At 65.4% G+C, this 15,896-nt stretch carries 16 protein-coding genes; 10 read left to right on the top strand and 6 right to left on the bottom strand.

Features of this window, described 5'->3' with window-relative positions; translation table 11 throughout:
- Window positions 1–112: 112 nt before the first annotated feature.
- From HXX15_RS07485 to HXX15_RS07495, 3 genes are read left to right on the top strand one after another with little or no spacing between them, the layout of a single operon-like run.
- Window positions 113–820: a Tim44/TimA family putative adaptor protein gene (locus tag HXX15_RS07485; protein WP_296514339.1), complete on the top strand. Its 708-nt coding sequence runs from the start codon at window positions 113–115 to the stop codon at window positions 818–820.
- A complete protein-coding gene (locus tag HXX15_RS07490) occupies window positions 744–2,291 on the top strand; it encodes an MltA domain-containing protein (protein ID WP_296514341.1) in 1,548 nt (515 codons plus the stop codon). The genes HXX15_RS07485 and HXX15_RS07490 overlap by 77 nt, the downstream gene beginning before the upstream one ends.
- The gene (locus tag HXX15_RS07495) at window positions 2,288–2,881 is read left to right on the top strand and encodes a Smr/MutS family protein (RefSeq protein ID WP_296514343.1); all 594 of its coding nucleotides are present in this window, start codon (window positions 2,288–2,290) and stop codon (window positions 2,879–2,881) included. Before HXX15_RS07490 ends, HXX15_RS07495 begins: the two co-directional genes overlap by 4 nt.
- A gap of 166 nt (window positions 2,882–3,047) precedes the next feature.
- Here the strand turns inward: HXX15_RS07495 and hslU are convergent, their stop codons facing one another.
- Together hslU and hslV are read right to left on the bottom strand one after the other, a co-directional pair.
- Window positions 3,048–4,346 (bottom strand): ATP-dependent protease ATPase subunit HslU, encoded by a 1,299-nt coding sequence (gene hslU / locus HXX15_RS07500; RefSeq protein WP_296514345.1) that lies wholly within the window; start codon window positions 4,344–4,346, stop codon window positions 3,048–3,050.
- Window positions 4,347–4,463: 117 nt separating this feature from the next.
- Window positions 4,464–5,027 carry an ATP-dependent protease subunit HslV gene (gene hslV, locus HXX15_RS07505; RefSeq protein WP_296514348.1) on the bottom strand — a complete coding sequence of 188 codons (564 nt, stop codon included), beginning with the start codon at window positions 5,025–5,027 and terminating at the stop codon, window positions 4,464–4,466.
- Window positions 5,028–5,206: 179 nt separating this feature from the next.
- Here hslV and hisB point away from each other — a divergent pair, with 179 nt between their 5' ends.
- From hisB to coaA, 7 genes are all read left to right on the top strand, one after another.
- Window positions 5,207–5,800: an imidazoleglycerol-phosphate dehydratase HisB gene (gene hisB, locus HXX15_RS07510; protein WP_296514350.1), complete on the top strand. Its 594-nt coding sequence runs from the start codon at window positions 5,207–5,209 to the stop codon at window positions 5,798–5,800.
- A 28-nt stretch (window positions 5,801–5,828) separates the two neighbouring features.
- The gene (locus HXX15_RS07515) at window positions 5,829–6,347 is read left to right on the top strand and encodes a DUF2628 domain-containing protein (protein ID WP_296514352.1); all 519 of its coding nucleotides are present in this window, start codon (window positions 5,829–5,831) and stop codon (window positions 6,345–6,347) included.
- Entirely contained in the window at window positions 6,344–6,994 is a 651-nt protein-coding gene (hisH, locus tag HXX15_RS07520; protein WP_296514357.1) for an imidazole glycerol phosphate synthase subunit HisH, read from the top strand. The genes HXX15_RS07515 and hisH overlap by 4 nt, the downstream gene beginning before the upstream one ends.
- A complete protein-coding gene (gene hisA, locus HXX15_RS07525; RefSeq protein ID WP_296514359.1) occupies window positions 6,991–7,728 on the top strand; it encodes a 1-(5-phosphoribosyl)-5-[(5-phosphoribosylamino)methylideneamino]imidazole-4-carboxamide isomerase in 738 nt (245 codons plus the stop codon). The genes hisH and hisA overlap by 4 nt, the downstream gene beginning before the upstream one ends.
- Window positions 7,729–7,736: 8 nt before the next feature.
- Window positions 7,737–8,513, top strand: a complete 777-nt coding sequence (gene hisF, locus HXX15_RS07530) for an imidazole glycerol phosphate synthase subunit HisF (RefSeq protein ID WP_296514361.1) — start codon at window positions 7,737–7,739, stop codon at window positions 8,511–8,513.
- A gap of 53 nt (window positions 8,514–8,566) precedes the next feature.
- Complete coding sequence (locus tag HXX15_RS07535; protein ID WP_296514364.1) at window positions 8,567–8,890, top strand: phosphoribosyl-ATP diphosphatase; 324 nt, start codon at window positions 8,567–8,569, stop codon at window positions 8,888–8,890.
- A 65-nt stretch (window positions 8,891–8,955) separates the two neighbouring features.
- Window positions 8,956–9,909 carry a type I pantothenate kinase gene (gene coaA / locus HXX15_RS07540; RefSeq protein WP_296514367.1) on the top strand — a complete coding sequence of 318 codons (954 nt, stop codon included), beginning with the start codon at window positions 8,956–8,958 and terminating at the stop codon, window positions 9,907–9,909.
- Window positions 9,910–10,101: 192 nt separating this feature from the next.
- Here coaA and HXX15_RS07545 read toward each other — a convergent pair whose 3' ends face one another.
- The 4 genes from HXX15_RS07545 to HXX15_RS07560 all read right to left on the bottom strand — a co-directional run bounded on the left by HXX15_RS07545 (window position 10,102) and on the right by HXX15_RS07560 (window position 15,813).
- Entirely contained in the window at window positions 10,102–11,064 is a 963-nt protein-coding gene (locus HXX15_RS07545) for a GNAT family N-acyltransferase (RefSeq protein WP_296514369.1), read from the bottom strand.
- A gap of 209 nt (window positions 11,065–11,273) precedes the next feature.
- Window positions 11,274–13,532, bottom strand: coding sequence for a response regulator (locus HXX15_RS07550; protein ID WP_296514372.1), 2,259 nt, complete (start codon window positions 13,530–13,532; stop codon window positions 11,274–11,276).
- Between the two features lie 150 nt (window positions 13,533–13,682).
- Window positions 13,683–14,162, bottom strand: a complete 480-nt coding sequence (locus tag HXX15_RS07555) for a hypothetical protein (protein ID WP_296514374.1) — start codon at window positions 14,160–14,162, stop codon at window positions 13,683–13,685.
- 112 nt (window positions 14,163–14,274) lie between these two features.
- Window positions 14,275–15,813 (bottom strand): YifB family Mg chelatase-like AAA ATPase, encoded by a 1,539-nt coding sequence (locus tag HXX15_RS07560; RefSeq protein WP_296514376.1) that lies wholly within the window; start codon window positions 15,811–15,813, stop codon window positions 14,275–14,277.
- Window positions 15,814–15,896 lie beyond the last annotated feature (83 nt).

The raw sequence follows: 15,896 nt of genomic DNA on the forward strand, positions 1-15,896 counted from the left end.
GGCGCAGTTCATGCCTACATGGTGAGGGTTAGACCTTGCCGTCCCAATTCGTCTCCCCGGAGACGCACCTAAGCCGGCCCCGCGCTGGCGCCGACCAGAAAGTGAATGCGACGTGGATATTTACACCATCATCTTCCTGGCACTCGCGGTGTTTATTTTCCTGCGTCTTCGCAACGTGCTGGGCCAACGCACCGGCAACGAGCGGCCGCCGTTCGACCGCGCTGCGGCGCGCGATGTTCTTCAAGGCAAGCAGGACAATAACGTCGTGCCGTTGCCGGGCTCGCTGATCGACCAGACGCCGCTGGCGCCGACCGCCGATGTGGTGCCGCCGAGCGATCGCTGGAAGGGAATCGCCGAGCCCGGCTCCGACCTCGAGCACGCTCTCAATGCCATCGCCACACAGGATTCCTCGTTCGATCCGCATCATTTCCTCTCCGGTGCCAAGGGCGCTTATGAGATGATCGTGCTGGCCTTCGCCAATGGCGACCGCCGTGCGCTGAAGGATCTGCTGTCGTCCGAGGTCTACGAAAGCTTCGAAACGGTCATCAAGGATCGCGAAAAGCACGAGCAGAAGACAGAGACCCGATTCGTTTCGATCGAAAAGGCCGAACTGGTCGGCGCCGAGGTCCGTGACCGCGCGGCACAGCTGACGGTGCGGTTCGTGTCGCAGATGATTTCGGCGACCCGCGACAAGGCGGGCGCCGTGGTCGACGGCAACCCGGATCAGGTCGCGGATATCACCGATGTTTGGACCTTTGCACGCGACATTGGCTCGCGCGATCCGAACTGGAAGCTGGTTGGAACGGGAAGCTCTCACTAAGGCCAATTGTCGCCGCGTCGCCGCCTGCGTGATCGCGGCCGCGATTCTGCTTGTGCCGTTTTCGGCCGCTGAGGCCCGGCACCGGCACCATCATCATCACCCCAAGAAGCAGCTGATCTGGCCGCTTGAGATCCCCGGCAGCCAATACAGCCCGGTGGCATGGGGTGAGATCGCCGGCTGGAGTGACGACGACCAGTTCGCGGCATTCAAGACCTTCCGTGCCAGCTGCACGCCGATCGCGGCACAGCGCAAGCCGACTGTCGACTCCAAGCCGCTCGGTGGGTCGCTGCGCGATCCCTGCCACGCTGCCAAGGCCGCCGACATTGTCGACGTCGCGCAAGCCCGCCGGTTCTTTGAACGACATTTCCAGCCGCTGCGAATCTCGCGTCTCGGCGAGGGCGACGGGTTCGTCACCGGCTACTACGAACCGGTGATCGACGGTTCGCGCGTCCAGACCGACGTCTACAATGTTCCGGTGTATCGTCGGCCGTCGAACCTGTTCGTGCGCGGCGTGAGGCAAAGCGCATCGGGCCTGCCCAACAAGGGCCAGGTGTTTCGCAAGATCGGCCGCCGCAAACTGGTGCCGTATTACGATCGCGGTGAAATCGAGGACGGCGCCGTTGCGGGCCGCGGCCTCGAAATCGTCTGGCTGAAGAGCCAGACCGATCTGTTATTCACGCAGATCCAAGGATCGGCGCGGGTCCGGCTCGAGGACGGCACCACGGTGCGAATCAACTACGATGCCCACAACGGCTACCCCTATACGCCTGTCGGCCGCATCCTGATCGACCGCAACATCGTGCCGAAAGAACAGATGTCGATGCAGCGGATCCGGCAATGGATGGATGAAAATCCCGACGGCGCCAAGGAACTGCGCCGGCAGAACCGGTCCTATGTGTTCTTTCGCGAAGTCAAACTATCCGACAAGGACGAGGCGGTCGGCGCGCAGGGCGTGCCGCTGACGCCGGGCCGGTCGATCGCGGTGGACAAATCGCTGCACGTCTACGGCACGCCGTTCTTCATCGAAGGCGAATTGCCGATCGAGTCGGAGCAGGCGAAGACGCCGTTCCGCCGGCTGATGGTGGCGCAGGACACCGGTTCGGCGATCGTTGGTCCAGCGCGTGCCGATCTATATTTCGGCGCCGGCGCCGAGGCGGGCACGGTGGCCGGCCGGGTGCGGCATGCGATGCGGTTCGTGCTGCTGCTGCCGAACAGTCTCGACCCGGTGGCGCGGGGCCGCCAGATGCCGCTGCCTGAAGCGCGGCCGTCAGACAAGATCGGGAAGCTGTTTCCGCAAACCGTCGCAGCTAAGGACCAGACGGCCGACACGAAGGACGCTGATACCAAGGATGCCATCCCAGCCGCGCAGGCGAAGCCTGTTCCGCTGCCGGAAGCGCGACCGGAGATCACAGCGAGCCGCCGTCATTACCATCGTCACCATGAGCATCGCCGCCATCGCAGGGGTCGATGAAGCGCCCTGCGCCGCCAGAACCGCCGCCGCGCCGCAAGCGCGGCCTGAGCGAGGAGGAGCGTGCGTTATGGGAGCAAGTTGCCAGACAGATCAAACCGCTGCGCAAGAAACAGCGCGTGGTGAGGCCGGCTTCGGCTGCGCCAGCTGAGCCGATCGAGGTCGCCGCCAAGCCGGCGGCTACCGCGAAGCCGCATCCGGTCAAACGCATCGTCAAACCGCTGAAGGCTCCGACCCCAACGCCGCCGCCAGCGCTGGCGCCGTTGGGTCGGCGCGAGCGCTCGCATCTGTCGCGCGGCCGCAAGGATATCGAGGCCCGGATCGATCTGCACGGCATGACGCAGTCGCGCGCCCATCATGCGCTGTTCGCGTTTCTGCAGCGCGCCAGCGGCGACGGCCTGACCTTCGTGCTGGTGATCACCGGCAAGGGCCGCAGCGTAGGTCCGGATTCCGAGCGCGGGGTGTTACGCCGCCAGGTGCCGCACTGGCTTGGCCTGCCTGAATTCCGCGCCCTGGTGGTCGGATTCGAGGAGGCCCATATTGGTCACGGAGGCGAAGGCGCGCTGTATGTGAGGGTGCGGCGGGCGCGGTAGTCGCTTGCAAGCAGTGCACCGCGGTGCCCGATTTGCAGTCGTCACCACCCGCGAAAGCGGGTGGCCCAGTATTCCAGAGCGCCAATGTTTAACGTCGAGCGCTGTGCAATACTGGGTCGCCGATGACGGCGAGGAGTGTTGCGCCGCTCCACCTGCCAGCGGCAAATCACAAAATGAATCGGCTCAGATCCGCGTTCTTGGCCAGATCGCCGACGTGCTTCTGCACATAGTCGGCGTCGATGCGGATGGTCTCGCCGTTGCGGTCGGGTGCCGAGAATGAGATCTCGTCGAGCACTCGCTCCATCACCGTCTGCAAGCGCCGCGCGCCGATATTCTCGACGCTTGAATTGACCGCGACCGCGACGTCGGCCAGCGCATCGACAGCGTCGGCGGTGATGTCCAGCGTTACGCCTTCGGTCTGCAGCAGCGCGACATATTGCTTGATCAGCGAGGCCTCCGGCTCGGTCAGAATCCGCCGCATGTCGTCGCGGGTCAAAGCGTCGAGCTCGACCCGGATCGGCAACCGGCCCTGCAGTTCAGGTAGCAGGTCCGACGGTTTGGCGATGTGGAAGGCGCCCGAGGCGATGAACAGGATGTGGTCGGTCTTCACCGCGCCGTGCTTGGTCGACACCGTGGTGCCCTCGATCAGCGGCAAGAGGTCGCGCTGCACGCCTTCGCGCGACACGTCGCCGCCGTTGCGGCCGTCGCGCACGCAGATCTTGTCGATCTCGTCGAGAAACACGATGCCGCTGTTCTCGACCACGTGGATCGCTTCCTGCACCAGCTTGTCGCTGTCGAGCAGCTTGTCGGACTCCTCGTTGACCAGCAGCTCGTGGGAATCCGCCACGCTGAGCCGGCGGGTCTTGGTGCGACCGCCCATCTTGCCGAAAATGTCGCCGATCGAGATCGCGCCGATCTGCCCGCCTGGCATGCCGGGAATTTCGAACATTGGCGACCCGCCGGACTGAGTCTCGATCTCGATTTCCTTGTCGTTGAGCTCGCCGGCGCGCAGCTTCTTGCGGAACGAATCCCGCGTCGCCGGGCTGGAGCCCGGTCCCACCAGCGCGTCGAGTACGCGATCCTCGGCGGCGATCTGGGCGCGGGCCTGGACGTCCTTGCGCTTGCGTTCGCGCACCTGCGCGATCGCGACCTCGACCAGGTCGCGGATGATCTGCTCGACGTCGCGGCCGACATAGCCGACCTCGGTGAATTTGGTCGCCTCGACCTTGATGAACGGTGCGTTGGCGAGCTTCGCCAGCCGCCGCGCGATCTCGGTCTTGCCGACGCCGGTGGGGCCGATCATCAGGATGTTCTTCGGCAGCACTTCCTCGCGCAGCGATCCGGTCAGTTGCAGCCGCCGCCAACGGTTGCGCAGCGCGATCGACACCGCGCGCTTGGCGTCATGCTGGCCGACGATGAAGCGGTCGAGTTCGGAAACGATTTCACGGGGGGAGAAGTCGGTCATTTATGATTCTTTGCACTACGGTTAAGTTCATCGTCGCGAGGAGCAGTTGCGACGAAGCAATCAAGGCTGTGCCTGCCGCCTCTGGATTGCTTCACTTCGTCGCAATGACACCTACTACTAAAGCGTTTCCAGCGTCACATTGCGGTTGGTGTAGACGCAGATGTCGGCGGCGATATCCAGCGCGCGGCGCACGATCGTCTCGGCATCCTTGTCGGAATCGCCCAGCGCCCGGGCCGCCGCCAGCGCGTAATTGCCGCCCGAGCCGATCGCCATGATACCGGCCTCCGGCTCCAGCACGTCGCCGGTCCCGGTCAGCACCAGCGAGACGTCCTTGTCGGCAACGATCATCATCGCCTCCAGCCGCCGCAAATAGCGGTCGGTTCGCCAGTCCTTGGCCAACTCGACCGCGGCACGGGTCAATTGTCCTGGATATTGCTCGAGCTTGGCCTCGAGCCGCTCGAACAGGGTGAAGGCGTCGGCGGTAGCGCCGGCGAAGCCGCCGATCACGTCGCCCTTGCCGAGCTTGCGGACCTTCTTGGCGTTGGATTTGATCACGGTCTGGCCGATCGAGACCTGGCCGTCGCCGCCGATCACCACCTTGCCGCCCTTGCGCACCGTCAGAATGGTGGTGCCGTGCCAGACTTGGGGCGATCCTTCGCCCGAACCGGAGTGCATGTTCATGGAATTCCTCTCAAGATCGCTGATCTAGGCATTGCCCCGTGCGGTTGCAAATCCGGCCGGTGCGGCGGATTTGGTCACCATAGGCCGAAGATCGGGTCCGGAGAGCCGTGGCCGCTGTAGCGAAGCCGTCATCCGCCTGTTAAAAGGGCGCGTTTTCAGCATCCCGGAGAGCCCGCTTCATGCGCACGGCGACGATCAAGCGCAAGACCAAGGAGACCGACATCGAGGTTGCGATCAACCTCGATGGTACCGGCGTGTCCAAAGTGTCGACCGGGATCGGCTTCTTCGACCATATGCTCGATCTGCTCGCCCGCCACTCCCGCATCGACATCACGGTCAAGGCCGACGGCGACCTGCATGTCGATCATCACCACACCACCGAGGACGTCGGGATCGCGCTCGGCCAGGCGGTGAAGCAGGCGCTCGGCGACATGAAGGGCATTACCCGCTACGCCAGCATTCTGATGCCGATGGACGAGACGCTGACCCGCGTCGTGATCGACATTTCCGGGCGGCCGGTGCTGGTGTTCAAGACCGAATTCCCGCGCGACAAGATTGGCGAATTCGACACCGAACTGGTGCGCGAATGGTTCAACGCCTTCGCCGGCAACGCGGGCGTGACTTTGCACGTCGAAACCCTATATGGCGAGAATAGCCACCATATCGCCGAATCCTGCTTCAAGGGGCTGGCGCGGGCGCTGCGCGCTGCGGTCGCGATCGATCCCAGCGCCGCAGGCGAAGTGCCCTCCACCAAGGGTCAGCTCGGCGGCTGATCGGCTTCATCCCGCGGCGGAGAGACCCATGCCGGTTTACACAGTTCACGCGCCTCCGACGGTCGACCAGGAGCCCGACAATACGAGCGATCGGTTCGTGTTCGTGCGCGATGGCTTCCACGGCTGGGCGTTCCTGCTCGGGCCGGTGTGGTTGCTGTATCGGCGGTTGTGGCTGGCGCTACTGGGCTATATCGCGCTGAACGTCACCTTGACCCTGGGGCTCAGCGCGGCTCATGCCGACGCCGGGGCGCGGCTCGGCGTGATGTTTCTGCTGGCGCTGCTGCTCGGTTTCGAGGCCGCCACCCTGTGGCGCTGGACGCTGTCGCGCCGCGAATGGCGCCAGCTCGACATTGTGGTCGCCGCCGACGAAGAAGCCGCCGAGCGGCGGTTCTTCGATCGCTGGACCAGCGCCCAGCCAGGCGCCGTTGGCTACCAATTCCCCGTCGATCGCGGCGAACCGCCGCCGGTGCGGCGCATCCCACTGCCGGCGTCCTCGATCTACAACGATATCGTTGGATCGTTTCCACGGCCGGGGTCGTCGCGGTGACCGTCGCCATTATCGATTACGGCTCCGGCAATCTGCACTCCGCCGCCAAGGCCTTCGAGCGCGCCGCGCGCGGCATGAATGTGCCGGAAAAGATCGTGGTGACCCGCGATCCTGAGGTGGTGTTTCGTGCCGACCGCGTGGTGCTGCCCGGCGTCGGCGCCTTCGCCGATTGCCGCAAGGGCCTCGATGCGCTCGACGGCATGGTCGAGGCAATGACCGAAACCGTGCGCGACAAGGCACGGCCGTTCTTCGGCATCTGCGTCGGCATGCAGCTGATGGCGACGCGAGGCAAGGAGCACGTCGTCACCGACGGGCTCGACTGGATCGGCGGCGACGTCGTCAAGATCACGCCAAACGAAGAGAACCTGAAGATCCCGCATATGGGCTGGAACACGCTCGACATGGTGCGCGAGCATCCGGTGCTGGAGCGGCTGCCGCTCGGCCCGAAGGGCCTGCACGCCTATTTCGTCCACTCGTTTCATCTCGCGGCGACCAGCGAGGCCGACGTGCTGGCGCGCGCTGATTACGGCGGGCCGGTCACCGCGATGGTTGGTAAGGACACCGCGATCGGTACCCAGTTTCATCCCGAGAAGAGTCAGCGCTTCGGCCTGGCACTGATCTCAAATTTTCTAAAGTGGAAGCCGTGATACTTTTTCCCGCGATCGATCTGAAGAACGGCCAATGCGTCCGCCTCGAGCAGGGCGACATGGCCCGCGCCACCGTGTTCAATCTAGATCCGGCGGCGCAGGCGCGAGATTTCGCGGCGCAGGGATTCGAATATCTGCATGTGGTCGATCTTGACGGCGCCTTCGCCGGCAAGCCGATGAACGCGCAGGCGGTGGAATCGATGCTGCAAGCCGTCACCATGCCGGTGCAGCTCGGCGGCGGCATCCGCGACCTGAAAACCATCGAAGCATGGCTCGGCAAGGGCATCGCCCGGGTCATCATCGGCACCGCGGCGGTGCGCGATCCGGCGCTGGTGAGGGAAGCTGCGAAGAAATTTCCCGGTCGCGTGGCGGTCGGTCTCGACGCCCGCGACGGCAAGGTCGCCGTCGAAGGCTGGGCCGAGAGCTCGCAGGTCACGGTGCTGGAGATCGCGCAACGCTTCGAGGACGCCGGCGTCGCCGCGATCATCTTCACCGACATCGCCCGCGACGGCCTGCTCAAGGGCCTCAATCTCGACGCCACGATTGCGCTCGCCGAGGCGATCTCGATCCCGGTGATCGCCTCCGGCGGCTTCGCCTCGATCGACGACGTCAAGGCCCTGATCGCGCCCAGCGCGAAAAAGCTCGCCGGTGCGATCGTCGGGCGTGCGCTTTACGATGGCCGCCTCGATCCGGCGCAGGCGCTCGCGCTGATCAGCGGCGCCCGGGCCGCATAGGAAGCATCATGTTCAAGGTCCGCGTCATTCCCTGTCTCGACGTCAAGGACGGCCGTGTCGTCAAGGGCATCAATTTCGTCGATCTGCGTGACGCCGGCGATCCGGTCGAGGCCGCGATCGCCTATGACGCCGCCGGCGCCGATGAGCTGTGTTTTCTCGATATCACCGCAACCCATGAGAACCGCGGCATCATGCTCGACGTGGTGCGGCGCACCGCGGAGGCCTGCTTCATGCCGCTGACCGTCGGCGGCGGTGTGCGCACGGTGGACGATATCAAGGTGCTGCTGCGCTCCGGCGCCGACAAGGTCTCGATCAATTCGGCCGCGGTCAGCCGCCGCGAATTCGTCAAGGAAGCGGCGGAGAAATTCGGCGACCAGTGCATCGTGGTGGCGATCGATGCCAAGCGGGTCAAACGCGGCGGCGGCGGCGAGCGCTGGGAGATCTTCACCCATGGCGGACGCAACTCCACCGGCATCGACGCGATCGAATACGCCCAGGAAGTGGTGTCGCTCGGCGCCGGCGAGATTCTGCTGACCTCGATGGATCGCGATGGAACCCGGATCGGTTTCGACATTCCGCTGACCCAGGCGGTGGCCGACAGCGTCCCTGTCCCGGTGATCGCGTCCGGCGGCGTCGGCAATCTCGATCATCTGGTCGACGGCATCCGGCAGGGCCATGCCACCGCGGTGCTGGCGGCGTCGATCTTCCATTTCGGCGAGTTCACCATTCGTCAGGCCAAGGACCATATGGTCCGCGCCGGGCTGCCGATGCGGCTCGATCCCTAGATTAACGCCGGTCGGAGCGATACGCTCGGGGCGGCAGAACTGGCAGAGTAGTAATGGCTCGCTTCACGATCCACGACCTGGCCGCCACCATCGACGCCCGCGCCGCGGCGGGCGGCGAGGCGTCCTACACCCGGAAACTGCTCGACAAGGGCGCGGAACATTGCGCCAAGAAATTCGGCGAGGAGGCGGTCGAGACCGTGATCGCCGCGGTCGAGAACGATCGCGATCATCTGATCGCCGAAGCCGCCGACGTGCTGTTCCATCTGCTAGTATTGCTGAAGTCGCGCGACGTGAAACTGGAAGACGTCGAGGCCGCGCTGGCGCTGCGCACCACGATGTCGGGGTTGGACGAGAAGGCGGCGCGCAAACGCGACTGAGATGTCGGCCGCTGTATTCGGCCGCACGAGAATGCTCGATAAGAACATAAAGCGAGGGCAGCTTGATGGATGCGCGGTCAGACCTGCAGTACAATCCATACCGGATATTCTTGCGGTCGCAGTGGGCGAAGCTGCGTGACGATACGCCGATGACGCTGGACGTCGAGGAGATCGCGGCGCTGCGGTCGATGTACGACCGGCTCGATCTCAAGGAGGTCGAGGAGATCTATCTGCCGCTGTCGCGGCTGCTGTCGATTCATGTGGCGGCGATGCAGCAGCTGTATTTCGCGCAGCGGCGCTTTCTCGGCATTGTCGAGCGCAAGGTGCCGTTCATCATCGGCGTCGCCGGCTCGGTGGCGGTCGGGAAATCCACCACTGCGCGCGTGCTGCAGGCGCTGTTGGCGCGCTGGTCGCCACGGCCCAAGGTCGATCTGGTCACCACCGACGGCTTCCTGCATCCCAACGCCGTGCTGGAACGCGAAGGCCTGATGCAGAAGAAGGGTTTTCCGGAAAGCTACGACCTGCCGGCGCTGCTCGCCTTCCTCAGCGACATCAAGGCGGGGCGACGCCGCGTCCGTGCGCCGCTGTATTCGCATTTGACATATGACATCATCCCCAAGCAGTGGACCACGGTCGATCGGCCGGACATCCTGATCGTCGAGGGCGTCAACGTGTTGCAGACCGGAAGGCTGCCGCGCGACGGCAAGGCGGTGCCGGTGGTGTCCGACTTTTTCGATTTTTCGGTTTATATCGACGCCGACGAGCCGGTGTTGCGCGAGTGGTACGTGCAGCGCTTTCTGGCGCTGCGCGACACCGCGTTCCACGATCCGCGGTCGTACTTCCATCGCTACGCGCCATTGTCCGACGAGGAAGCGACCGCGACCGCGATTGCGATCTGGGAGCGCACCAATCTGGCCAATCTCGAGGACAACATCCTGCCGACCCGGCCGCGGGCGACGTTGATCCTGAAAAAGGGCGCCGATCACGTCGTCGAGACGGTGGCGTTGCGGCGGCTGTAGTTCGCGGGTGCCACGACGCTAATACTTGGGACGGGGAGTGCAGGCGCCGTTCCAATTTTCAACCGTCATCCCCGCGAAAGCGGGGAGCCAGTACGCGGCAGCTTTGCCGTTCAACTCAAACGCTCTCGAAGACTGGGCCACCCGCTTTCGCGGGTGGTGACAGAAAGGTTTGGATGGACCCGCGGTCCTAACTTACGCCGCGTGGCGGGTGGCGTCGGCGCCGAAGTGCTCGATGTAGCGGGTCTTGATCGCCGCCACCGGCATCACGATCAGCACGTCGGTGGTGCCGAACTGATAGTCGATCACCGCGCCGTCGCCGATGAAGGCACCGAGCCGCAGGTAGCCCTTGATCAGCGGCGGCAGCTGATGCAGCGCCACCTTTGGATTGATGGCTTCCTTCGCCATCCGGTTCATCTCGACGCGACGCGCGGGATTGGCGCTTGCCTGCCACTCCTGCGGAGCGGACGCGTAGTGGTGGAGGAACGACAGCGGTAACGCCAGCCGGTCCGGATCGGTGCCGTCGAAGCTGGCGCAACCGATCATCACATCGACCCCGTGCTGGCGCACGTAAGTCCAGATCCCGTGCCACAATAGTTCGACCGTGCGTTTGTTGCGATAGGGCGGCAGCACGCAGGAGCGTCCGAGCTCGAGAAAGCTGAGCTCGGGATGACGACTGATCATGCCGGAAATATCGAACTCATTCTCGGTGTAGAAACCGCCGGCATTGTCGGCGACCTCCTGCCGCAGCAGGCGATAGGTGCCGACCACCGGCTGCTTGCCGCTGAGCGACGGCTTGGCGGCGTGATCGATCACCAGCAGATGATCGCAGATCGCGTCGTAGCCATCCTTGTCGCGGCGCGCCAGCATGGTGGCGGCGTCGGCGATCGCAGTGCCGTCCTTGTAGAACACCCGATAGCGCAACTTCTGCGCCCGCTTCACGTCGTTTTTCTTCTGCGCCAGCCGGACTTCGAGCGAGCCGATCTTGCCGAGCGTCGCCGGCCGCAACGGAAACCGTGCGACCCGCTTGCCGCGGACCATCAGTTTCGGCGCCGGCTTGAACCAGGTGATCGCGCTCTGGGCGACCGCGCCGGCATTCTCGGGCCGCAGCAATTTCATGAATCGTTGAGTCGAGCGGGCCAGATCTTCGGGCTGCATGGTGATCCTCGCAACCGCATGCCTCCGAATCGGAGCGATGCGGTGTTTGAGCATCAACAATCACGAGCGTTCGACAGTGATGTGACACATCGATTGCCGGGACGTGACAGGCGTGCGTAGTTTGCCGTCGCGGGTATTCAGGTCAGGCAAAGCGGGTCGCTGGTCGAGATACGCGATGAAGTCGCGCGTTCGGCCCCGGACGTTCCTGATCAGGCTGCCAGATAACGCGATGCGGCGAGATCCTTGAGCGCCTCGGCCAGCTTGTCGCGGTCGAGCGGCTTGACCAGGAAGCCGTCCATCCCGGCCTCGAAGCAGGCATAGCGATCTTCCACCAGCGTATTGGCAGTGAGCGCGAGGATCGGGGTGCGCCGCACCTGTTGCCCGGCTTCGCGGGCGCGGATTCGCTTGGTGGTCTCGATGCCGTCGAGCACTGGCATCTGGATATCCATCAGCACCAGATCGTAGGGCGCGGCTGCGGCCTCGGCGGCGAGCCAGGATTCCAGCGCTTGCTCGCCATTGGTGGTGATAACGACACGATGGCCAAGCCGGGTCAGCAGCGAGCGCATCAGCAATGCGTTGATCTCATTATCTTCGGCGACCAGGATCGCGAGCGGGCGCCCGGGCGGCGTGGATGCCCCCTGCTTTGTGTCCGGCTCGTCCGGGGCGTCGCCATCGGCGATGCCCGGTGCGATCGGTCCGCTTGGTATGGTCAGCCGCGCCGCCAGCGATGCCGCCCGCAAAGGCTTCACCAGATAACCGGTGAAAGCTGTCGATGTCGCCGGCTGAAGTTCGTGGCGCGCCGCGGGGGTCAGCATCACAATCCGCTGCGTCGCGTGAGGGATCGCGAATTCGGCCAGCGCCTCGGCCTGGTCGGCGCCGATGCCACGGTCAATCAGGATCGCATGCCAGGGCCGGGCCGTGAGCAGCGCACAGGCGACGTCGAGGTCGGACAATGTGCGGGTGTCCGCACCCCAGCGCTCCAGCCGCCGCGCGATCAGTGAGGCTTCGATCGTCTGCGGCGCCACCAGCATAACCGGCTGCCCCGCGAGATCGGGGGCGATCACGGCCGCGCTTGCGCCGGCATTCCGCTCCGAAGCGGCGAGCCGGATGCAAAACTCGAAGGTCGAACCGAGACCCGGCTGGCTCGCCAGCGAGATATGGCCGCCCATCCGCTTGATGATGCGTTCGCTGATGCTGAGACCGAGCCCGGTGCCGCCGTAATTGCGGGCGATGCTATCATGGGCTTGCTCGAACTCGCTGAAGATCCGCGCCTGCGCCTCCGGCGCAATGCCGATGCCGGTGTCGCGGACCAGGAAGCGTATGTCGTCGAGCCGTTCGCCCGGCTCGACGATCAGCGCGACGCCGCCGCTTGAGGTGAATTTGATGGCGTTGCCGGCGAGATTCAGCAGCACCTGCCGCAGCCGGGCAGCGTCGCCGACCACTTCTGGGGGCAACCGCTCGTCGACATAGGTGGCGATCTCAAGTTGGCGAAGCTGCGCCCGCGGCGCCAACAATTCGGCGATGTCCTCGATCAGCGCGGCGAGCAGGAACGGTCGGCTCTCGAGATCGATTTTGCCGGCCTCGATCTTGGAGTAGTCGAGCAGTTCCTCGATCAGCGACAGCAACGCGTCGCCCGAGGTTTTCACCGCTTTGGCGTAAGTGATCTGCTCCGGGGTCAACGGGGTGTCGAGCAACAACCCGCTCATGCCGATGATGCCGTTGAGCGGGGTACGAATCTCGTGCGAGGCCATCGCCAGAAAGCGCGACTTGGCGCGGCTGGCGGCATCGGCGAGGTCACGGGCTTCGGCCAGTGCGCGCTCGGTTTCGGTGCGGTCGGTGACGTCGCGGCCGACGCATTGCAGTTCGGCGGGCTGACCGGCATCGCTGCGGACCAGGCCTTCGCGCCAGGCGATCCAGCGCGATCCGGTCGCGGTCGCGATCTGCTGGTCATGAACCCTCGTCCCGTTCGGCTCCAGCTTGGCCTCGCCCTGCGCCAGCACCGGCAGCGCGAAACGGCTGCCGATCAGCGCCGCGCGCGGCTGCTGCGCCAGCGCGCAATAAGCGTCGTTGACGAAGGTGATGGCGCCGTCGCCGTCGCGCAGCACGATCAGGTCGCCCTGGGATTCGAACAAGCTGCGGGCGCGTTCCTCGGCTTCCTGCAATTCCCAATTGCGGTCGGCCAGCGCCTCGTTGTGCAGGATGAGCTTGCGCTGGGCACGACGCAGCCAGCGCAGCCGCATGCTCAGCGTGGCCAGCGCGACGCAGGCCACCGCGAACAGGAAGCTGGCGCCGATCGCGAAGGCATGCGGGTCGTAGCCGGAGTTTGGCGACCGGCTGCCGCTGATAAATCCATAGGCGCCGCCGAATGCCGCGGAGAACACGATGAACGAACGCACCGTGAAGGCCAGCCAGGGATAACGGCGCGCCACCCGGCGCAATCGCGACTTGATCCGTAACATCCGCCCCATCGCAGGCCACTCCCCATCGATCGCTCGACCGCCGTGCGCGTGCCGCATCCTCGCAGCCGCGGTCGGCCGCGAGGATGCGGCGTCGGTGTTGCGAAGTGCTTGAAGCGGCGGGCGTTGCGTCGCCGCCGTGCGAACAGGGTTGATCGGGCGTTAAGACCGGCCGCCGATCGACGCAGTGGTGATCCGGGGATGTCCGTCGCCAGCGCCGACCACCAGCGCTGCCGCATCGCGCGCACTGAAGGATTTCGAGCTGACGAAGATCCGATAATCGGCGTCGTTGTCGCGGGTCAGATAGATCACCGGGTCCGCCGCCGCGGAACGCGAGGTGATCGCGACCAGCTGGGTCGCGGACGTGACCCGACAGGCCTTGCTGTCCGCGGCGTCGGGATCGTCGGTAACGGCGAAGTCCGCCGAGGCGGCGTCGTCGACGATCTGAACCCGGACGGTGGCGAGGCTGGGATCGTCGGTGAAACCGACATGGCGCTGCGCCTGCCACGGCGAGGATGCGATCTGGACCGAGTGATCGCCGAGCACGATGCAGGGCGGCGTCCCCGGCATCAACTCGCTGCGCGCAAACAGGCCGGCGATCAGCAACGGAACCACCGAGGCAAGGATCTTGAACCGCAACATGGCGCGCTACTCTACTTGGCCAGCCCCAATACGCAGGGCTATGGTTGGCAGAGCGTAAACAAAAGTCGTTACCGTGGGGTTGACGCGCGGCGACTGCGGTGAGCGATTTACCTCAGGCGGCGCGCTTGAGATTCTCGGCCAGCGCGCGATACGACAGCGCCTCGGCCAGGTGCAGCCGGCCGATCTTGTCGGCGCCGTCGAGGTCGGCCAGCGTGCGTGCGACGCGGAGCACGCGATGATAACCGCGTGCCGATAGCCGCATAGTTTCGGCGGCGTCGCGCAGCAGCTTGTGCCCGGCGGGGTCCGGCTGCGCGATGGTTTCCAGCACCGACGCCGGTGCTTCGGCGTTGGTGCGGATCTGCGGCAGCCCGACGGCGGCGTAGCGGGCGCGCTGGATTTCGCGCGCCGCGGCCACCCGCGCGGCGACCTCGGCAGAGCCTTCCGCCGGCGGCGGCAGGATTAGATCAGCGGCGGTCACTGCCGGGACTTCGATCCGCAGATCGATGCGGTCCATCAGCGGTCCGGAAATTCGAGCCTGGTAGTCCGCGCTGCAGCGCTCGAGCCGGCCGCGCTTGCAGGAATAGCCCGGCTCGTAGGCAAGGCCGCAGCGGCAGGGATTCATCGCCGCCACCAGCATGAAGCGGGCCGGATAGGTGACGCGATGATTGGCTCGCGACACCGCGACCTCGCCGTTCTCCAGCGGCTGGCGCAGCGAATCCAGCACCCGCGGGTCGAATTCCGGCAGCTCGTCGAGAAACAGCACGCCGTGGTGCGCCAGCGAGATTTCGCCGGGCTTGGCCCGCACCCCGCCGCCGGTCAGCGCCGCCATGCTGGCGGAGTGGTGCGGCGCGCGGAACGGCCGCCGCGCGGTCAGCGCGCCGTCGCGGATCTCGCCCGCGACCGAGGCAATCATCGACACTTCGAGCAATTCGGACGGCGACAGCGGCGGCAGAATCGAGGGCAGTCGCGCCGCCAGCATCGACTTGCCGGCGCCGGGAGAGCCGATCATCAGCAGATGGTGGCCGCCGGCCGCGGCGATCTCCAGTGCGCGCTTGGCGCTTTCCTGGCCCTTGATGTCACGCAGATCGAGCTGCGAGGCCGCGGCCTCGTGCACTCTGGGCTGCGGCCGGCCCAGTACTTGCGTTCCCTTGAAATGATTGGCGATCTGGATCAGCGAATTCGCCGCGATGATCTGGATATCTGGGCTCGCCCAGGCCGCTTCCGAACCGCAGGCGGCCGGACAGATCAGCCCCTCGTCGCGCGAATTGGCGGCGATCGCCGCCGGCAGCACCCCCGCCACCGGCGCGATCGAGCCGTCGAGCCCCAATTCGCCGAGCACGGTGAAGCCGGCCAGGGCATCTGGCGGAATCGCGCCGATCGCTGCCATCAGGCCGAGCGCGATCGGCAGGTCGTAATGGCTGCCTTCCTTCGGCAGATCCGCGGGGGCGAGATTGACGGTGATCCGCCGCGCCGGCAGCGCCAGACCCGACGCAATCAGCGCCGAGCGCACCCGTTCACGGGCTTCCGACACCGCCTTATCCGCAAGCCCGACCACCGCGAAGGCGGGCAGGCCAGGGGACACCTGCACCTGCACATCGACGGTCCTCGCCTCGATGCCTTCGAACGCCACGGTGGAAACGTGCTGAACCATGGATGCCCCACTGCCCGAAAGGCTAGCGCAAGGTTCCATTTGCTGCAAGAACAATAAGGGAACATGCGGCTACGCCGTCGCAG

The organism is Rhodopseudomonas sp. (genome assembly GCF_013377015.1).
Classification (GTDB): Bacteria; Pseudomonadota; Alphaproteobacteria; order Rhizobiales; family Xanthobacteraceae; genus JARJEH01.